Genomic DNA, 14,599 nt, shown 5'->3' on the forward strand with positions numbered 1-14,599 from the left:
ATAACCTTCGGTCCTCCTGCTAACTACTCGCCGATCGTCAGCCAGTCGTCGCCTATGCCGTCAAGGTCGTTCGTCCTCCCCTTCCGCTGCTTAGCTCTCGGGTGAGGGCGCTCCACCGTGACGGCGTCTCCTACTGGCCCGTATCGGTCTCGTAGTTAGCAGGAGGACCGAGTCATCGTGAAGCGTTACGTCGATATGGAAACCGGCGAGATCATCGATGCGGTGAGATTCCAAGCAATGCAGGCACGGCTGGTGATGCAATCCCGGCCACTGCGTGAACTGCGAGAGTCCCACACTCAGAAGCAGTCCTGGAGCGAGTGGGCGCTGAAGCTGGTCCGCCACTTCGCAACGCTGCTGGTGCTTGTCGCTGTGCTCGGATTCATCCTCCTGAGTCGCTGACTACGACACATAAATATAAGGAGGATTCCACCATGGAAACTACCTACCCCTGCAACATCAACGAAGTCGAAGCATCGGTGTTGGTGCCCGTCTGGTATCACTGCGACGCCAATGGCCAGCCAACCAGTGTGGCGAGTGACCGGGAAGACCTGGTCGAATGGGTGTCTGAGTACGGCGAGGCCGGAGATTACTTCTGCGCTTGCGGCAAGACGTTTCAGTCCTGGTCGGACATCATGGACCACGTAAGTTCGCCACAGGCGATGGCGGTGGCACGATGACGTGCCGAGAGCGGAGACTCGCCAAGGCTGAGCGATTACAGGGCTGGGCTGACAGCCGGGAGAGAAAGGCGGCTGCATCGCATGATGCGGCCCGCCGGCATCGAGGTCGTACCGCTCGGCCAGCCCATCCTGGCCGGCCATCACTCAGAGCGCCACGGCCCTCGTGACCAGGCGCGGTTCAATGCCGACATGCAACGCCAGCAAATCCGCTGGAGTGCTGGTACCTGAAGGTGTTCCCCTAAGAGATTCACTGGATCGGCCAGCTCTGCCGGAGGGGGCCATGCGAGTGATTCCGTATCCCGCTGCTAGGGGAAGGTACCGGGCAAGCGAGTTTCGTGTGTGAAAGTGGATCCATGGCTACGGGAAGCGACGGGGAACCGAAATGACGACACCCACTCGGGTTGCTGAAGTAGACAACCGGCTGGGCTCGATCTCTCAGATCCTGTCGGCTGCCTTCGTAGCCGTTGCGGGTATTGGTACCGCATTCGGCCTATCGCAGGACACTCTGATCGTCGCTGTTAATAACGACGTTGGTCGTTTTTGGGGTGTAGCATTTTGTGCCCTTGGCGCTATCGCTCTGAGTATCGGAGCACTCTTTTGCGCCAAATCCACGGGGGGGAACGTCCTCCAACTTTTCCTCTTGATCCTTGGCGTCCTCCTGTACCTGACGGCGTTGCTGCTCGCTATCACCTTTGTTGCCGAAGCGGCCAGGAGTAACGGGCGCCCTAATCTTTCTGATGTTAAAATCGAGAGTAATAAACATTTGACAGTAAGCTTCACGGTTCATGCTGACGGTGTCCCTAATCACAATCAAATTATTGTTGAGGCTGAGGCTGTTCGCGACAATGCAGTTGTCGGTCCGAAGCCTCTCTACCGCGGGCTGATGCGTCCGGATGACCTAGGGGACGTAGAGCAGAAAGTCAGTTTCTTGGTCACGCCAGGAGACGCTACAAGTCTGATCATTCGTGCCCGGCCTTCCGGTGAATATAAGGATGGGACGGATTGTGACGCTACCCAGACAGCGAAAGTAAATCTGAGTTGTGCGGTCATCCAGCTGCCGAAGTAGCCATCTAGCTGCGCTTACCTCATTCCGCTTTACCTTGTTAACGGTGCGTGGTAAGTGGCATAATTGAATGGCGCCCTTTTGGAGTAGCAATTCCCGAGAGGGCATCAGATGAACCAAAATCACGAGTGGTGTGCGCATGCATGGTCGCCGTGGCGATCTAAGAGTATCGTGGCATACGTAGTTCCAGACCCTAGGCCCGGTAGAACTGGTGTCGCTGAGTCGCAGACGCTAGAGCGTAAATGCTACATATGTGAGATCGAGGAGTCTGTGACAGCCTTCATGTCGCCGAAACAGTGGCGGTAGGAGGGCTATCCCTAACCCGAGACCTGCGATCACGTAAGTGGTCCAAATGGTCTCGGGTTTTTCATTGTTCCTGGGTGGGTTCGACGAGATAGCGCCCCCCAGTGGTTTCCACTTCAATTTGTGATGTTTTATAGTGGCCGGCAAATATTTGCACAATAGCAAGGATTCTTTCGTCTCCGGGGCTAGAAATTTCATGAAGCTCGCCAAGCTCCGATATTTCTGAGTCCAGAACCGCCGAAACCGTGATCGCGCTTGGCCACTTGAGGACGTTCAGCTTTTGATCGCCCGGATTAAGAAGGATAGGGTGCCGAGGTTCCACCCACAAATCTTCTACTGTATCGCCGTCGGGACCCTGCAAGGGATGGATTTCACTGCCTCCGCCAGTTTGGGTTCCAATACCGAAGCTTCGCACGGTCGTTGGTTGCCTACCTCTATTGCACATGTATATGTAGATAAGTTTCAAGTCTGTACCGCTCTCCACCACGATTCGAGGACCGCTCCGAGCGAAGTACCAGTACGTAAGTCCGACACCTACAGCTGTAGCGACATTGGCGATCATCGCAATAATCGCTGCTGTAGTTAGTAGACCATCGGAGAGAGCGAGTACCTGCATGTCATGGCCGTTTCGGAATGAGCCGAAGACACAGCTTCATCTGCACTTTCCCCGACGAAGTCCTCGATCGGCAAATGTGATTGGTTCCAGGTTCGGCTGTGCAAATGTCGTTGCCGTCAAGGAAGCAGCTTTTGTCCCGTACCCAGAGGAAAGGCCCTTTAAATTCTCCCTCTTCATTGTCCGCCTCAACGCTCACCACATCCATGGGCCTTGATGGCCGACGGATGGGTTCTTCTTCATGCTGCTGCTTGGTATCCTCTGATTCGGAAGATAGTTCTCCCGAGATTTCCTCACCTTCGCTATGGCGCACAAATAGCATGATTCGCTGGTTTTTGCTGGATTCGTTGGGAAACACCACGATGTCTCCACCTGGTCCGTCCAGGTAGTGGCCTTCCAGCCAGACCGACGAGCCGGGATCGCCTATTTCGTCCCCCTGGACGAAATCTCCGTCTGAAGTCTCCGGCGTGAATGCTGGCCGGATGAACAATTTGGCTTTGTCCATCCATTCCTCATCGGCCGGGATGAAACCCTTAGGAGCTTGATCCGATTGATGCCACTTAAAACCGAGAGCATCGACCACGGTACGCAGAGAGAGTGGATTATCGCGAACTGCGGCCAAAACATTCTTAGGGTCGCTGAAGTCGCATCGGAGGGGAATGATGTTCGTCACGGCTACCTCCCGGTTCTATCAATTCTCCCTCCCCTCCCCGCTGCTGTCCACTGGCGAGTGGGTGATCTTGCGGATGCGGAATTGATTAAGGTGAGTTATAATTTATGTTTTTCACTGGCGGAATTTACGCTCCAAGGTGGACGTCGCCAGATATAGAATTGCAAAAGTATTGACTTTTCGCCTTTGGTGTGCTATAAACAATGGGCATCTTGTGGCGAACCAAAAGCGCAATTTGCATAAATGTCACCCATCCGCTCCGGCGAGATGTGTTGTGGCTAAGGGGGGTGGATGCTCTATGTGGCTCCACACAATCTTCGTACCGTCTCGGTAGTTGTCCCTCGTCCGCGTCCTCCGTTTAGTGGAGGTCGTCCATGAGAGACACGAGCCTGCTCGTCGCAAGCGCCGCGCTCTTTAGCGCCACCATCGGATTCATTTTTATTCTGCGCTATCGCGATCAGCTTTCCCGAGACACTAGCCGTGTGACCTACCGGCTCGACTTCCCACGTGACCTGACCATCCAGCAGGTGACAGCCTTCCTGCACGCCCTCACTCGGCTGCGACCGTCGCGAGGCTGGCTCTACGGTCGGGACAGTGCGGTCTTCGAGTGGGTCGGCCGGCCCGGCAGGATCGAGTACCGATTACGTGTGCCCGAGCACCAGGCCGACGTACTGCTACGGCAGCTGCGCGGCATCGTGCCCAATCTGCGTACCGCCCCCATAGACGCTCCAGCCTTGCCCCGAGTGCGCTGGTTGCGGCGCATCCACCTCACCACCACTGCCCGCCCCCTGCGGACGGACTTGGCCGAGGCATTCGCCACCAGTCTGCTCAGCACGCTTCAGCCGCTTGGCCGAGACGAGCTGCTGCTCTACCAACTGGTCGTCTATCCCGTCCGCACCCCACAGCCATCCGTGCCGCATCGCAGCACCACTGGCACGCAGGTGGGACCGGCCTGGCTCCATCGGCTCGGTCAACTGCTGACCGCCGCTCCACCTGCCCCGGTGGACAAGCAGGCCGCGGCCGACTTCAAGGCCAAGACCGCCGAGCCTTGGTTCGGAGTGGTCGGCACCGTCGGGGCCACTGCGGCTGACCGTCCTCGTGCTCACCTCCTGGTGGGCCGACTCATGGCCACGCTGCATCAGCTCGACCAGAACGGTGCTGCCCTCGTTCCACGCTGGCTGCCGTCCCGTGCTGCCGATTGGCTGGCCCGGGCCGCCACGAGAACCGGTACTGCTCGCATCCACGTCAATGCCCGGGAGGCAGCGACCCTGCTGAGCTGGCCGTTGGGCGGGCCGACCGTTCCGGGGCTGACACTCAAGGGTGGCCGGACCTTCCCGCCCTCATCGGAGTTGCCGTCGTCTGGCCGCATTCTCGGAACTGCGACGTACGACGGGCTGCAACGGCCCATCGCCATCGCAGCAAGCGATGCCCTGATGCACCAACTGATCACCGGGCCCACAGGTTCCGGCAAGTCCACGTTGCTGCTCAACGAGTTGACCCAGGACATCCAAGCCGGCCGAGGCATCGTCCTGCTCGATCCCGGCGGCGACCTGGCCCGCGACGTGGCCGACCGCATCCCCGAGCACCGTACGGGCGACCTGATCTACGTGGACGCCGCCGACGACCAGTTGGTGGGCATCAACCTTTTGGACTGCGCGCCGGAAGATGCCGAGCTCGTGGCCGACCAGATGTTGGAGCTCATCCGCGCCAATGCTGACAGCTGGGGTCCTCGCCTGGAGGAACTGCTTAAGGCAAGTCTCGTGCTCCTGGCCGCCACGCCGGGCATGACTCTGGTGGAGCTGCCGCCCGTCCTGACCGACTACGGCTTTCGTGCTTCCCTGCTGGCCGACCTCGATCCTGCCTTCGCCCCGACCGTGGGAGCTTTTTTCTCTCGCTTCAACGGCTGGAGCGAAGGTGAACGTGGCCAAGCCGTCTCCGCGGTCATCAACAAGGTGTCGCCCCTGACCGACCGACGCCAGCTGCGCGCCATGATCGGTCAATCCCATCCGGCCTGGACCATGCAGGACGTCATCGATCAGGGCAAGATTCTGCTGGTAGCCCTGCCGTCTGGTCTGGCTGGCTCGTACGCCGTTGACCTGCTCGGCGGGATGATCATCAGCATGGTGTGGAACGCGGCTATGCGTCGTGCCGCCGTCGCTCGCGAACACCGCCGTCGGACGTCCCTGTACATCGACGAGGCTGCGCGCTTCCTGCGCAGCGGCGTCGACCTAGCCGACATGCTGGCTCGGGCCCGCGGCCACGCTCTTGAAATTGTCGCCGCGCTTCAGCACATCACGCAGGCTCCTGCTCGACTCCGGGCCGCCCTACTGAGTGAAGCCCGGACCAAGGTCGTGTTGCAACCCGGAGCCGATGATGCCGTCACCCTGGCCCGTGCCCTGGGTCCGCTGGTGAAGCCTGAGGACCTGCTGACCCTGGAGCCGCGTACTGCCGTCGTTGTGATTGTCGTCGGTGGGCAAGTTAGCCCGCCCGTCACCATCGCCACCAACCCACCACCCGAAGCTACTGGGTGGGGAGAGGCTGCCCGCGCTGCCTCTCGCCTGGCCTACGGCCGGGACCGCACCGCGGTGGAGCATGAGATTGCGGCCAGGCAGGATGCCGTACGGCCAACCCCTGGGCCGCGTTTGGCCCGCCCGAGCGCGTAGGTCCCTGTCGCTAACCCTGTCCCAACGTGTCAGCGCTGCGCGGCCGTTCCTATCTGTTGATCCCGCCACCGTGCGTACGACATTTAGACGTTCCTCATTGACCAACGTCGCTAACCCCTAACTCCGAGGAGTCCGCGCTATCGGTTCTGCCACCCATCCACCCTTGATCCTCAGCCGTCTCAGCCGGCTGGACGAAGACCTCACCTCGCGTGAGCGCCTGGTCCTGGAGACGCTCGCCATCACGCGAGTGGTGACGGCAGAGCACATTGCGTACGTCGTCTTCGGGGATGAGGAGCGCGCGACCGCTCACCGTCTGGCCCACCGGCATCTCCAGCGCCTAACCAAGTTCGGTCTGGTGCGTCGATTCGCCAACGCTTCCTCTGGCCGCAAAGCTGGCCCAGCTGGCTACGTGCACGTCCTGACCAGTGCGGGACTCACTCTGACCGGGCACGCCAGCGGTCCCGGCGCTGGCCAACGTCGAGCCTGGCGACCGTCGCCTCCCAAGCTCAGGCACTGGCTCGCCATCTGCGATCTCTACGTCAGGCTGGTGATCGAAGCCCGCAACGGCGGCCCTGCCGTGCGCCAGTTCCTGGTCGAGGCCGATGCCCGGCGCACCTACTGGGACTCTGCTGGCCGCAGGCGCTCGATCCAACCCGATGCCCTGGTCCGGCTCGTCGCCGGCGACCTGGAGTTGTCCTGGTTCGTCGAGATCGACCTGGCCACCGAGAGCCCCGCCATCCTGGCGAACAAGTGTCGTGCCTACTGCGCCTTTGAACTGTCCGGGCTGGAGCAGGAGCGCCACGGAATCTTCCCCGGCGTGCTGTTCATCGTCCCGGACGACCACCGCGCCCGACGCATCGCTCGCGTCATCGCCGACCAGCCGCCCGAGGCCCGAGGACTCTTCCGGGTCACGACAGAGGCTGCCGCTCTGGCCGCCCTGCGCGCCTCCGGCTCCTGACCCCGACTTGCTCTGCCCGTCCACACCACCTACGAGAAAGGAGTCCGCCATGCCGCGTACTCACATGACCTTGCCTGAAAAGCCCAGATGTAAGCACGAAGTGCACCGAAGTCGGCCGCGTTCCTCCGTCGACATCGCGGCGTACTTCTACGGCGAGCAGACCGTCTGCCCCGACTGCGTGAAAGACCTCGCGATCCCGTACTACCAAATTTCCAACCCGGACCGATCGACCGAGGACATCCTCAACGAGGCCGCCCTCAAGGCTCGGATCGACCGTCACGCTGAGGACAGCTTCAACTCGCACGAGTTCCCCAAGGTGATCTTCGCGCCGGATATCGCCGGTGGCGACTACTGCTTCGTCTGTCTTCGTTCCTTGTGACCGCCCAGGCGGACGTCCACCTGACCAGCTGTTCCAGGCCGGCTGGCTGGGCGGGCGTCTGCCCGGGGCCCCTTGAGTACTGAGCCTCACTACCGAAATCAGTGCTCGTTCTTTTCCATTCGGAAGGAGTCAGCCATGACTGAGCTGACCACCGAAGCCCTGCGGACGCTTCCGCCGCAGGACCTGGCCGAGCTGCTGCCGGCCGCTGTCCAGATCGGTGAGGTGAACGGGGTCGTCCTCCGGGTCGCCGACACCGACCTGATCGAGGTCTACTTCGCCGGACGTATCTCGGTGTACAGCACCAAAGTCCTGGAGATCCAGCCCGTCACTCACCCAGTGGCGCGTGCGGCTGCCCTGCGTGATGCCGTCGAGGCCCTGTCCATCTGCCGCCAGGTCGCCATTCAGGCGCACGCCGATCAGCGCCAGTCCCACATCGAGGTGCTGGAAGCTATCCGGCAGTACGCCGTCGACCGGCACGAAGAGGGAGAAATCTGCCGCGGCGGCCTGGAGGACTTCTTGATCTCCTTCGGTTTCGTGCCGTACGAGAGCCGTGTCCGGGTCGAGTACACCATCACCGGCAGCTACGAAGTCAATCCCGGCAACGAAGCCGCCGCCGAAGAAGACGCCCTGAAGTACCTCCGGCCCGACCTGTCGGGCCTCGACGACGTCGATGACGACACCTCCACGTACGAGGTCTCGGGAGTCCAAGTCTCGGAGGCGTAGCCCGCCAAGGGGCAGCTTCCCAGGCGGCCCATCTGACACCAGCGGCGGTCCCACCTGTTGCTGGTGTCTCCCCAGCTACCTGGCATCCCCATAGAGAGGAGTCATGTCATGGACCTCACCCTGAAGATCACCTTCGAGCCCGAGGACGGTTCAGACGCACTGCTGGCCCGTTGTTGGCTGGCGGAGCAGATCCGGTTCTTCACCGGTCTGCCCATCACCGGCTACGCCAACGCCCTCCACCCAGCAGCCAACTTCCACATCACCGAGCTGACGTACGTCGACAGCGACTGACTGCACCTTCCACATCCCATCCGGGGAGTCCGGGCACCTCCAGGTGCTCAGACTCCCCGGTCCCATTTCTCGACCCACGAAAGGACGCCCGTCATGCCTGCCAACGTCGAGTCGATGTTCTCCGTCAGGGAGATGCCCTGGCACCGTGAAGGGCTGGTCCTCGACCAGCACCCCAAAACCTGGGACGAGGCACGGCAGCTCGCCGGCCTGACCTGGGACCCCATCACCGAGGCCGTCTACGAACTCCGCGGCATTGATGAGTACGGTCAGCCGATCTACGCGCCCATCAAGGGCTGGCAGCGCATCGCCCGCTCCGACACCAGCGCCACCCTGTGGATCAACCGGGACTCCTACGCCGTCATCGATCACGGCGAGATGGGCGCCATTGTCGAAGCCGTTCTGGCTCAACCGAACGTTACGTGGGAGACCGCGGGCGTCCTCGATGAGGGTCGCTCCGTCTGGTGCCTGGCCCTGCTGGACGAGCCCATCGTCCTGCCCGGCGACGACACCATTACTCTGCCTTACCTCGCCATCACCAACCGGCACGGACTACCCGGAGGCTGCACCGCCCGCGCGACCGCCGTCCGCATCGTCTGCGGCAACACCTTCCGCGCCGCAGAGCTGGAAGGAGACCGCACTGGCACCACCTTCTCGTTCGTGCACAAGCACGGCTGGCGTAACCGCGTCGACGAAGCCCGCGACGCTGTCACCGGCGCTCGGCGCGAGATGCGGGCTTATGAAGAACTGGCGCGCGAACTGCTGACGTTGCCCGTCTCTACCCGGCAACGCGAGCTGTTCGTCAGGGAGTTCATCCCTATGCCGCCCGCCGGCCTTGTCACCGACCGGGTTACTAATAACGTCGAGGAAGCCCGCCAGGCCGTCCGCGCCATCCTGGCCTCCCCGACCACCGCTCCCGTCGCCCACACTGCCTACGGGCTCGTACAGGCCGCAGGAGAGTACCTGGACCACGTCCGACGTTCCCGCACCTGGGAAACCAAACTCAACCGGACGCTCATCAAGCCCGAGCCGCTCAAAGCTCAAGCCCTGAAGGTCGTACGGCAGATTGTCAACGTCTGACTTCATACCAAAAAAGCCTCCTCGGTATAACCGAGGAGGCCGCTTCAATATTGCAGTGATTCACCACTTCGTGGCATAAAGGAGGTACTGCCAGTTGATTAATGCCAAGAAGCGGGAAGAAGATGCGCTGGACGCTGCTCAAAAGCTGGCGGCACGCGAGCTAGGAACGGGCGACTCGCTGGTTGATTATGTGAAAGTTTTATACGCAATGGATCAGGAGTCCAAGCTAGCTAAGCGATTACGGGGAGAGGGTGATGACAAGCGATGATCTTTTAAAGCAGCAACTGGATCAGGTGGAGCGGCTAGTTGTAAGTCAAGAGCCGTGGCTCTTGCTGGTGGCTCGCGTATCCGATCCTGAGCAGGTTGACGCCCTGCCGGCCCAGGAGAAACGTCTCAGAGCCTATGCGGCATCAAAATCGATGCCGTCCATATATGTTGAATTTGACGAGTCAGCCTACAAGGGCAGGCGACTGCGCTTTAGGGAACTCGTGATCGATCCCATCACTAGAGCGCAATCGCTCGTCATTGTTGTCTTCGACAAGATTGACCGTTTCAGTCGAGACTCGTCAAGCCTTGAGAAGGTACTCTTTGAAGACCTTCGAAAGAAGGGGAAGATTGAACTGCACTTCCCATCAGATAACTTATACGTCCACCAGGACTCGCCAGCCCCTGACTTGTTTCGACTCAACATCGGTGTCGCTTTGTCCAGCTACTTCTCTGGCTCCATTCGCGACAACGTGCGGCGACGCTTTGAGGAAATTGTCGAGGGGAGACGTGAGTGGATTAGTCGTGCTCCGTATGGATACAGGAACATCGACACGGGGATTCCTGTTGACGGACGAGTCGAACGAGGAAAGAAACGTAAGACCAAGAAGGATATAAAGCCGGACGAGGAACTGCGTAATTTTGTTGTCATGGCGTTCGAGCTTCGGGCAACAGGAATGTCCCTTAAAGCTGTAACGGCTCGCTTGAAAGAAGCGGGCATGGTGTCAAGAGGGAAGCATAAGCCGATTACCGTAGAGCAGATTCACCGCATACTGTCCACTCCGTTCTATGCGGGCTTCATGTCGTACCGAGGAAACCTCTATCCGCACCGCTATGCCCGAATGATTCCGGGGTGGCTTTGGTACAAGGTTCAATCGGTTAACAAGCGGCGATCGGCGAAGCGGACGAAGTATGCGTCCAAAGAGCACCTGTATCGAGATTTTATAACGTGCCACGTGTGTGGCTATACAGTGCTGACAGACGGGCCCAAGAAAGAGAAGTACTACTACCTCAAATGCACGGAATACGGTGAGCCTCATGGTGCCAAGTGGGTCAATGAGGATGTGATTACGAGGCAGATTGCAGAACGACTCTTTGGAGCCTTACTGATTCCGGATAGCACCGCCGGCTGGCTCTTAAAGAAGTTGGAGGAAGGCGAGGAAACAGATCTTCAGCACCAGATTCGCAAGGCTCGGCAGCTACGGACCGACCGGAATCATATTGATGACGAGATCATGGACATGTTCCGTGACCGCGAGAGTTTCAAGATTAAGCCGGAGCTCTTCAACCGGATCGTAGCGGAGAAGAATGCGCGTCAGGCTGGGATTGACCGCGAGATAGAGAGCTACACGAAGGAAGATAGAGGGAGGTTAACCGCGACCGTAGCTGACCTCATACGGCTGGCGAGGAGTGCCGCTGAGCTTTTTATGGATCGTGACGTCTCGATAGAACTGAAGCGTCGACTGCTTCGCATTCCACTCTCGAACTTAACTTGGGATGGGAAAAATGTGTACTTCAAGCTGAAAGCACCATATGAGGCGATCCTTTTGTGCCAAAAAAACCAAATATGGTACCCCTTAGCGTCCAAGTTTAGAACTGAGCTGAGAGGCGAGATTCTAGACCTTAGCGATGACATGGACTTCCGTATGCTGCGGGACGACGTGCTGTAAGAAGAAGCATGGCTTACGTCCGGACTGCCTCGCCTCTAATACGCCGAAGTCAGTAAAGGGCGTGTCCTCGTCTCTCACGTTCGCTGTCGTAGCTGACTTGCCACACGCCTCACAGCGACGGCGATCGGATGTGTGGGCGAGAGACGGGAACAATCGGCTTCGAGACCGGGGAGCCGCTGCAGCGCCTCATCATGTTGCCCTGCCTCCACCAGGAGTTGAACCACCGCCTTGCGTCGGTCCAGCACGGTGAGATCCTCCGGCCCCAGCGTGATGGCACTGTTTCGAACGGCAGCTTCTAGAAGGGCTAGGCCTTCATCCTGAGCTCCTGCTGAAAACGTGCTGGTAGCGATTCCAAATTCCATGCCGAGAACAATACGATGATTGTGTCCCAGTGCTTCCGCTGCCCTATTCGCCAATTGTTCGTAGAGGTGGCGGGCCTCAGAGTAGCGGCCGCTGCGCATGGTGAAGAAGGCGACCATGCTTTCAGCTATTAGTGTCTCCTCATGGTCAGTACTGAACTCTTGTATAAGAGCTTGCATCCTTTGTTGTGCGACGATTAACCCTTCCTCTGCGGGACGCATGGGCTCGCCTGATTCCCACAAGATTGCCTCGGCTTCACCGATACCTGCTTGAGCCGCACGTCGCATCGCCGGGACGGCAAGCATGAATTGCCCCGCTATCACCGCATTATAGGCAATCGTGTACGCCTCGTGGATTGGGGCAAGCTCCATGACTGCCACCCAGACTGCTTCAGGTATGGACTCCTGTACGGAAAGGTCGATCAAGTAGTCGAAAGCCATGTATCCATGTTCGGCGTCGCCGAGCAAGAGGCTGTTCGCGCCCGCAGGGAACGTGGGGGTCAGAGCCCAGTGCAGCGCCTCCGAGAGCGGTTCGGGACGCAATTCCACTCCACCGCGGCGAGCAAGGTAGCCCTCGTGAAGTTGCTGGAGAATCTCCGCGGGTAAAGGACGGTGGTAGCCAGTGCGGCGGGCGTCGACAGCCGTTGCAACTAGGGCCGCCCCGCGAGGGTGGTGTCCTGGGATCCAAGCATGCTGCCAGGCTTCGACTAGTTCCGGGCCGGCCGCCAGCAGTTCGGCTACCCCGAGACGCTCATCACCGGCCAATGCGCGGACCAGTCGGGGATCGGCGACCACCGCTCGGGCCCGCTCGCGCTCGGCATGCGTCCAGCGTCTTTCGACGTGGACCACCTGGGCTTGTCGCAGTACGGCCCTACCCTGGCGCCAGACTTCTTGCGCGCTCCCGGAAGTCTCGGTCTCCGCACGATCCCGGTAGCGGTCGTACTCGTGGCTGCGCATGGTGGCCAGGACCAGCACCTGCCGGTCCAGCAGTAGTAGGCGGTGCAAAGTGGAGGTGGTCAGCCCTCCCGGCCCCAGGAAACGTTCCAGATCATCCAGCCACACTATGCAGCGGTGGACTGCTCCCCAGTCGCTTAGCAACACTTCCACGGCCTCTCGCATGGAAGGAGCCGCGAAGTGATAATCAGGGTGCAGGAGTCGCATCGCCTCGAAGGCGGCTCGGGTTTTGCCGGCGGTGGATTCGCCGATCAGTAGGACGAAGCCGCCGCGTCGTAGGGCGGCGTGCAGGTGTGGCTCGATGTCCCGCGTGACGTACGCCGGGACGCGGTCGATGGTGCCGCCCTGCTCAATAGTCTCGGCTGGATGCACTCCCACTGCGATCGGATCGTGCATGTCCCGGACCAGCGGAAATCGGCCTTCCGGCGAGGGAACGTCCAACGCGCGGGACCGATGGTGAGCCGACTCGGCCTGCCGCTGCATCTGCGTCTGCACGCCGACGGCAACGGCACTCACCACCGCCGCGACCGCAGCCCCCAGCACCCCCGCCCATGCTTCCGACCCCCACAGCGCAGTGAATAGTCCGATCAACGCGCTGACAGTCGCCATGGCCACCAAACGCAGCCACCGGTACGGCCCCCTCGTGGCCCCCACAGTTCCCCCGCCTTCCATGGAAGAGACGCTTTCGAAGCCTTCCCCCAGAACGTCTCACCAAATCCGTAGCCTTTACTGACTTCGGCGTATTAGGGTCCGTCCGGTCTGTTGAGAGCGAGGCCGGTTCCGGTGATCGGGTGGGCGGGCAGTCAAGCGGGGACTCGTCGTGAAGGAGGGCGAGCGCGACGGCTGGCTGCTTCTGCACTGTGAGAGGGCGGAATGAGAGTGCATAGGAGTTTTGTCGTCACCTGAACGTGTGGCGGTGCAGCATCCTGGCCGGTCGGGGGCCATGGGCATGTTGGGCTGGTCGCCGTGAGTGAGCGCAAGCCCTACAAGACCGACGTGAGCGACGAGCAGTGGGCGCTGGTCGAGCCGGTGATCGCCGCGTGGAAGGCCGCGCATCCCTCGGTCAGCGGCCATCAGGGCCGGTACGCGATGCGGGAGATCGTCAACGCACTGCTCTACCAGGGCCGGACCGGCTGCCAGTGGGAGCTGCTCCCGCACGACTTTCCGCCGCCCGGCGCGGTGAAGTACTACTTCTACACCTGGCGTGACGACGGCATCGATCAGACCATTCACGACCTGCTGCGCTGGCAGGTGCGGGAAATGGCGCGCCGGAAGGCGGACCCGAGCCTGGTGGTGCTCGATACCCAGAGCGTGCACGCGGCGGCCGGAGTGCCCGCCGGGTCGACGGGGCGTGATGCGGCAAAAAAAGTACCGGGCCGCAAGCGCGGCCTGGCCGTTGACGTTCTGGGGTTGGTGATCGCGGTGGTCGTTGTGGCCGCGTCGGCGCACGAGAACGCCGTCGGGATCGCGCTGCTGGACAAGGTCGCCGCCGACACCGACGCCGTGGAGAAATCCCTGGTCGACCAGGGTTTCAAGAACGCCGTCGTCGCGCACGGGGAGAAGGTGGGCATCGAGGTGGAGGTCGTGGAGCGTAATCCCGCGCAGACCGGGTTCGTTCCCCAGGCCAAGCGGTGGGTGGTGGAGCGCGCGTATGGGATCTTGATGCTGCACCGCAGGCTGGTGCGCGACTACGAGCATCTGCCCCGCAGTTCGGAGTCGCGGGTGTACTGGGCGATGACCGCAGTGATACTGCGCCGGCTGACCGGGGCGACCGTGCCGGCCTGGCGCACCGCATGACCGGCGGGAACAGATCACGCAGCTGACCACACAGCTCGACGAACTCGGCCGGGCCGCCGAGGAAGTCCGGATCACCCGCAAGACACTGCTGGGGCTGCCCGACCCGCAACCGCCCGCGCCGCCGGCACCGAAGCTACC

The 14,599-nt window shown here is 60.9% G+C and carries 15 protein-coding genes; 12 read left to right on the forward strand and 3 right to left on the reverse strand.

Annotated elements, in window-relative coordinates; translation table 11 throughout:
- Positions 1-177: 177 nt before the first annotated feature.
- From G3I56_RS22655 to G3I56_RS22670, 3 genes are all read left to right on the forward strand, one after another.
- Positions 178-399: a hypothetical protein gene (locus G3I56_RS22655; protein ID WP_164411770.1), complete on the forward strand. Its 222-nt coding sequence runs from the start codon at positions 178-180 to the stop codon at positions 397-399.
- Positions 400-431: 32 nt separating this feature from the next.
- Entirely contained in the window at positions 432-677 is a 246-nt protein-coding gene (locus tag G3I56_RS22660; protein ID WP_164411772.1) for a hypothetical protein, read from the forward strand.
- A gap of 382 nt (positions 678-1,059) precedes the next feature.
- The gene (locus tag G3I56_RS22670) at positions 1,060-1,743 is read left to right on the forward strand and encodes a hypothetical protein (RefSeq protein WP_164411776.1); all 684 of its coding nucleotides are present in this window, start codon (positions 1,060-1,062) and stop codon (positions 1,741-1,743) included.
- 364 nt (positions 1,744-2,107) lie between these two features.
- Here the strand turns inward: G3I56_RS22670 and G3I56_RS22675 are convergent, their stop codons facing one another.
- Together G3I56_RS22675 and G3I56_RS22680 are read right to left on the reverse strand one after the other, a co-directional pair.
- Positions 2,108-2,458: a hypothetical protein gene (locus G3I56_RS22675; RefSeq protein ID WP_164411778.1), complete on the reverse strand. Its 351-nt coding sequence runs from the start codon at positions 2,456-2,458 to the stop codon at positions 2,108-2,110.
- Between the two features lie 202 nt (positions 2,459-2,660).
- On the reverse strand, positions 2,661-3,329 hold the full coding sequence (locus G3I56_RS22680; RefSeq protein WP_164411780.1) for a hypothetical protein: 669 nt from the start codon (positions 3,327-3,329) through the stop codon (positions 2,661-2,663).
- Between the two features lie 371 nt (positions 3,330-3,700).
- Between G3I56_RS22680 and G3I56_RS22685 the strand changes: the two genes are divergently transcribed.
- The 8 genes from G3I56_RS22685 (at position 3,701) to G3I56_RS22720 (ending at position 11,351) form a co-directional block, all read left to right on the forward strand.
- On the forward strand, positions 3,701-5,989 hold the full coding sequence (locus tag G3I56_RS22685; RefSeq protein WP_164411782.1) for a hypothetical protein: 2,289 nt from the start codon (positions 3,701-3,703) through the stop codon (positions 5,987-5,989).
- 163 nt (positions 5,990-6,152) lie between these two features.
- On the forward strand, positions 6,153-6,947 hold the full coding sequence (locus G3I56_RS22690; RefSeq protein ID WP_164411784.1) for a replication-relaxation family protein: 795 nt from the start codon (positions 6,153-6,155) through the stop codon (positions 6,945-6,947).
- 49 nt (positions 6,948-6,996) lie between these two features.
- Complete coding sequence (locus G3I56_RS22695; RefSeq protein WP_164411786.1) at positions 6,997-7,326, forward strand: hypothetical protein; 330 nt, start codon at positions 6,997-6,999, stop codon at positions 7,324-7,326.
- 135 nt (positions 7,327-7,461) lie between these two features.
- The gene (locus G3I56_RS22700; RefSeq protein WP_164411788.1) at positions 7,462-8,049 is read left to right on the forward strand and encodes a hypothetical protein; all 588 of its coding nucleotides are present in this window, start codon (positions 7,462-7,464) and stop codon (positions 8,047-8,049) included.
- 108 nt (positions 8,050-8,157) lie between these two features.
- Positions 8,158-8,340 carry a hypothetical protein gene (locus G3I56_RS22705; RefSeq protein ID WP_164411789.1) on the forward strand — a complete coding sequence of 61 codons (183 nt, stop codon included), beginning with the start codon at positions 8,158-8,160 and terminating at the stop codon, positions 8,338-8,340.
- A gap of 93 nt (positions 8,341-8,433) precedes the next feature.
- Positions 8,434-9,417 carry a DUF932 domain-containing protein gene (locus G3I56_RS22710; RefSeq protein ID WP_164411791.1) on the forward strand — a complete coding sequence of 328 codons (984 nt, stop codon included), beginning with the start codon at positions 8,434-8,436 and terminating at the stop codon, positions 9,415-9,417.
- A gap of 94 nt (positions 9,418-9,511) precedes the next feature.
- Positions 9,512-9,685 carry a hypothetical protein gene (locus tag G3I56_RS22715; RefSeq protein WP_164411793.1) on the forward strand — a complete coding sequence of 58 codons (174 nt, stop codon included), beginning with the start codon at positions 9,512-9,514 and terminating at the stop codon, positions 9,683-9,685.
- Positions 9,672-11,351 carry a recombinase family protein gene (locus G3I56_RS22720; RefSeq protein WP_164411794.1) on the forward strand — a complete coding sequence of 560 codons (1,680 nt, stop codon included), beginning with the start codon at positions 9,672-9,674 and terminating at the stop codon, positions 11,349-11,351. Before G3I56_RS22715 ends, G3I56_RS22720 begins: the two co-directional genes overlap by 14 nt.
- A gap of 74 nt (positions 11,352-11,425) precedes the next feature.
- Here the strand turns inward: G3I56_RS22720 and G3I56_RS22725 are convergent, their stop codons facing one another.
- Positions 11,426-13,273 carry a hypothetical protein gene (locus tag G3I56_RS22725; RefSeq protein ID WP_164411796.1) on the reverse strand — a complete coding sequence of 616 codons (1,848 nt, stop codon included), beginning with the start codon at positions 13,271-13,273 and terminating at the stop codon, positions 11,426-11,428.
- Positions 13,274-13,630: 357 nt separating this feature from the next.
- Here G3I56_RS22725 and G3I56_RS22730 point away from each other — a divergent pair, with 357 nt between their 5' ends.
- Positions 13,631-14,461: an IS5 family transposase gene (locus tag G3I56_RS22730; RefSeq protein ID WP_164411798.1), complete on the forward strand. Its 831-nt coding sequence runs from the start codon at positions 13,631-13,633 to the stop codon at positions 14,459-14,461.
- Positions 14,462-14,599: the final 138 nt, after the last annotated feature.

The organism is Streptomyces sp. SID12488, assembly GCF_010548275.1.
In the GTDB taxonomy this organism is placed as follows: domain Bacteria; phylum Actinomycetota; class Actinomycetes; order Streptomycetales; family Streptomycetaceae; genus Streptomyces.

Coding starts and splice junctions, on each gene's coding strand:
- G3I56_RS22660 (WP_164411772.1), top strand. CDS start 432: ATGGAAACTACCTACCCCTGCAACATCAACGAAGTCGAAGCATCGGTG.
- G3I56_RS22670 (WP_164411776.1), top strand. CDS start 1,060: ATGACGACACCCACTCGGGTTGCTGAAGTAGACAACCGGCTGGGCTCG.
- G3I56_RS22685 (WP_164411782.1), top strand. CDS start 3,701: ATGAGAGACACGAGCCTGCTCGTCGCAAGCGCCGCGCTCTTTAGCGCC.
- G3I56_RS22695 (WP_164411786.1), top strand. CDS start 6,997: ATGCCGCGTACTCACATGACCTTGCCTGAAAAGCCCAGATGTAAGCAC.
- G3I56_RS22700 (WP_164411788.1), top strand. CDS start 7,462: ATGACTGAGCTGACCACCGAAGCCCTGCGGACGCTTCCGCCGCAGGAC.
- G3I56_RS22705 (WP_164411789.1), top strand. CDS start 8,158: ATGGACCTCACCCTGAAGATCACCTTCGAGCCCGAGGACGGTTCAGAC.
- G3I56_RS22710 (WP_164411791.1), top strand. CDS start 8,434: ATGCCTGCCAACGTCGAGTCGATGTTCTCCGTCAGGGAGATGCCCTGG.
- G3I56_RS22720 (WP_164411794.1), top strand. CDS start 9,672: ATGACAAGCGATGATCTTTTAAAGCAGCAACTGGATCAGGTGGAGCGG.
- G3I56_RS22725 (WP_164411796.1), bottom strand. CDS start 13,273: ATGGCGACTGTCAGCGCGTTGATCGGACTATTCACTGCGCTGTGGGGG.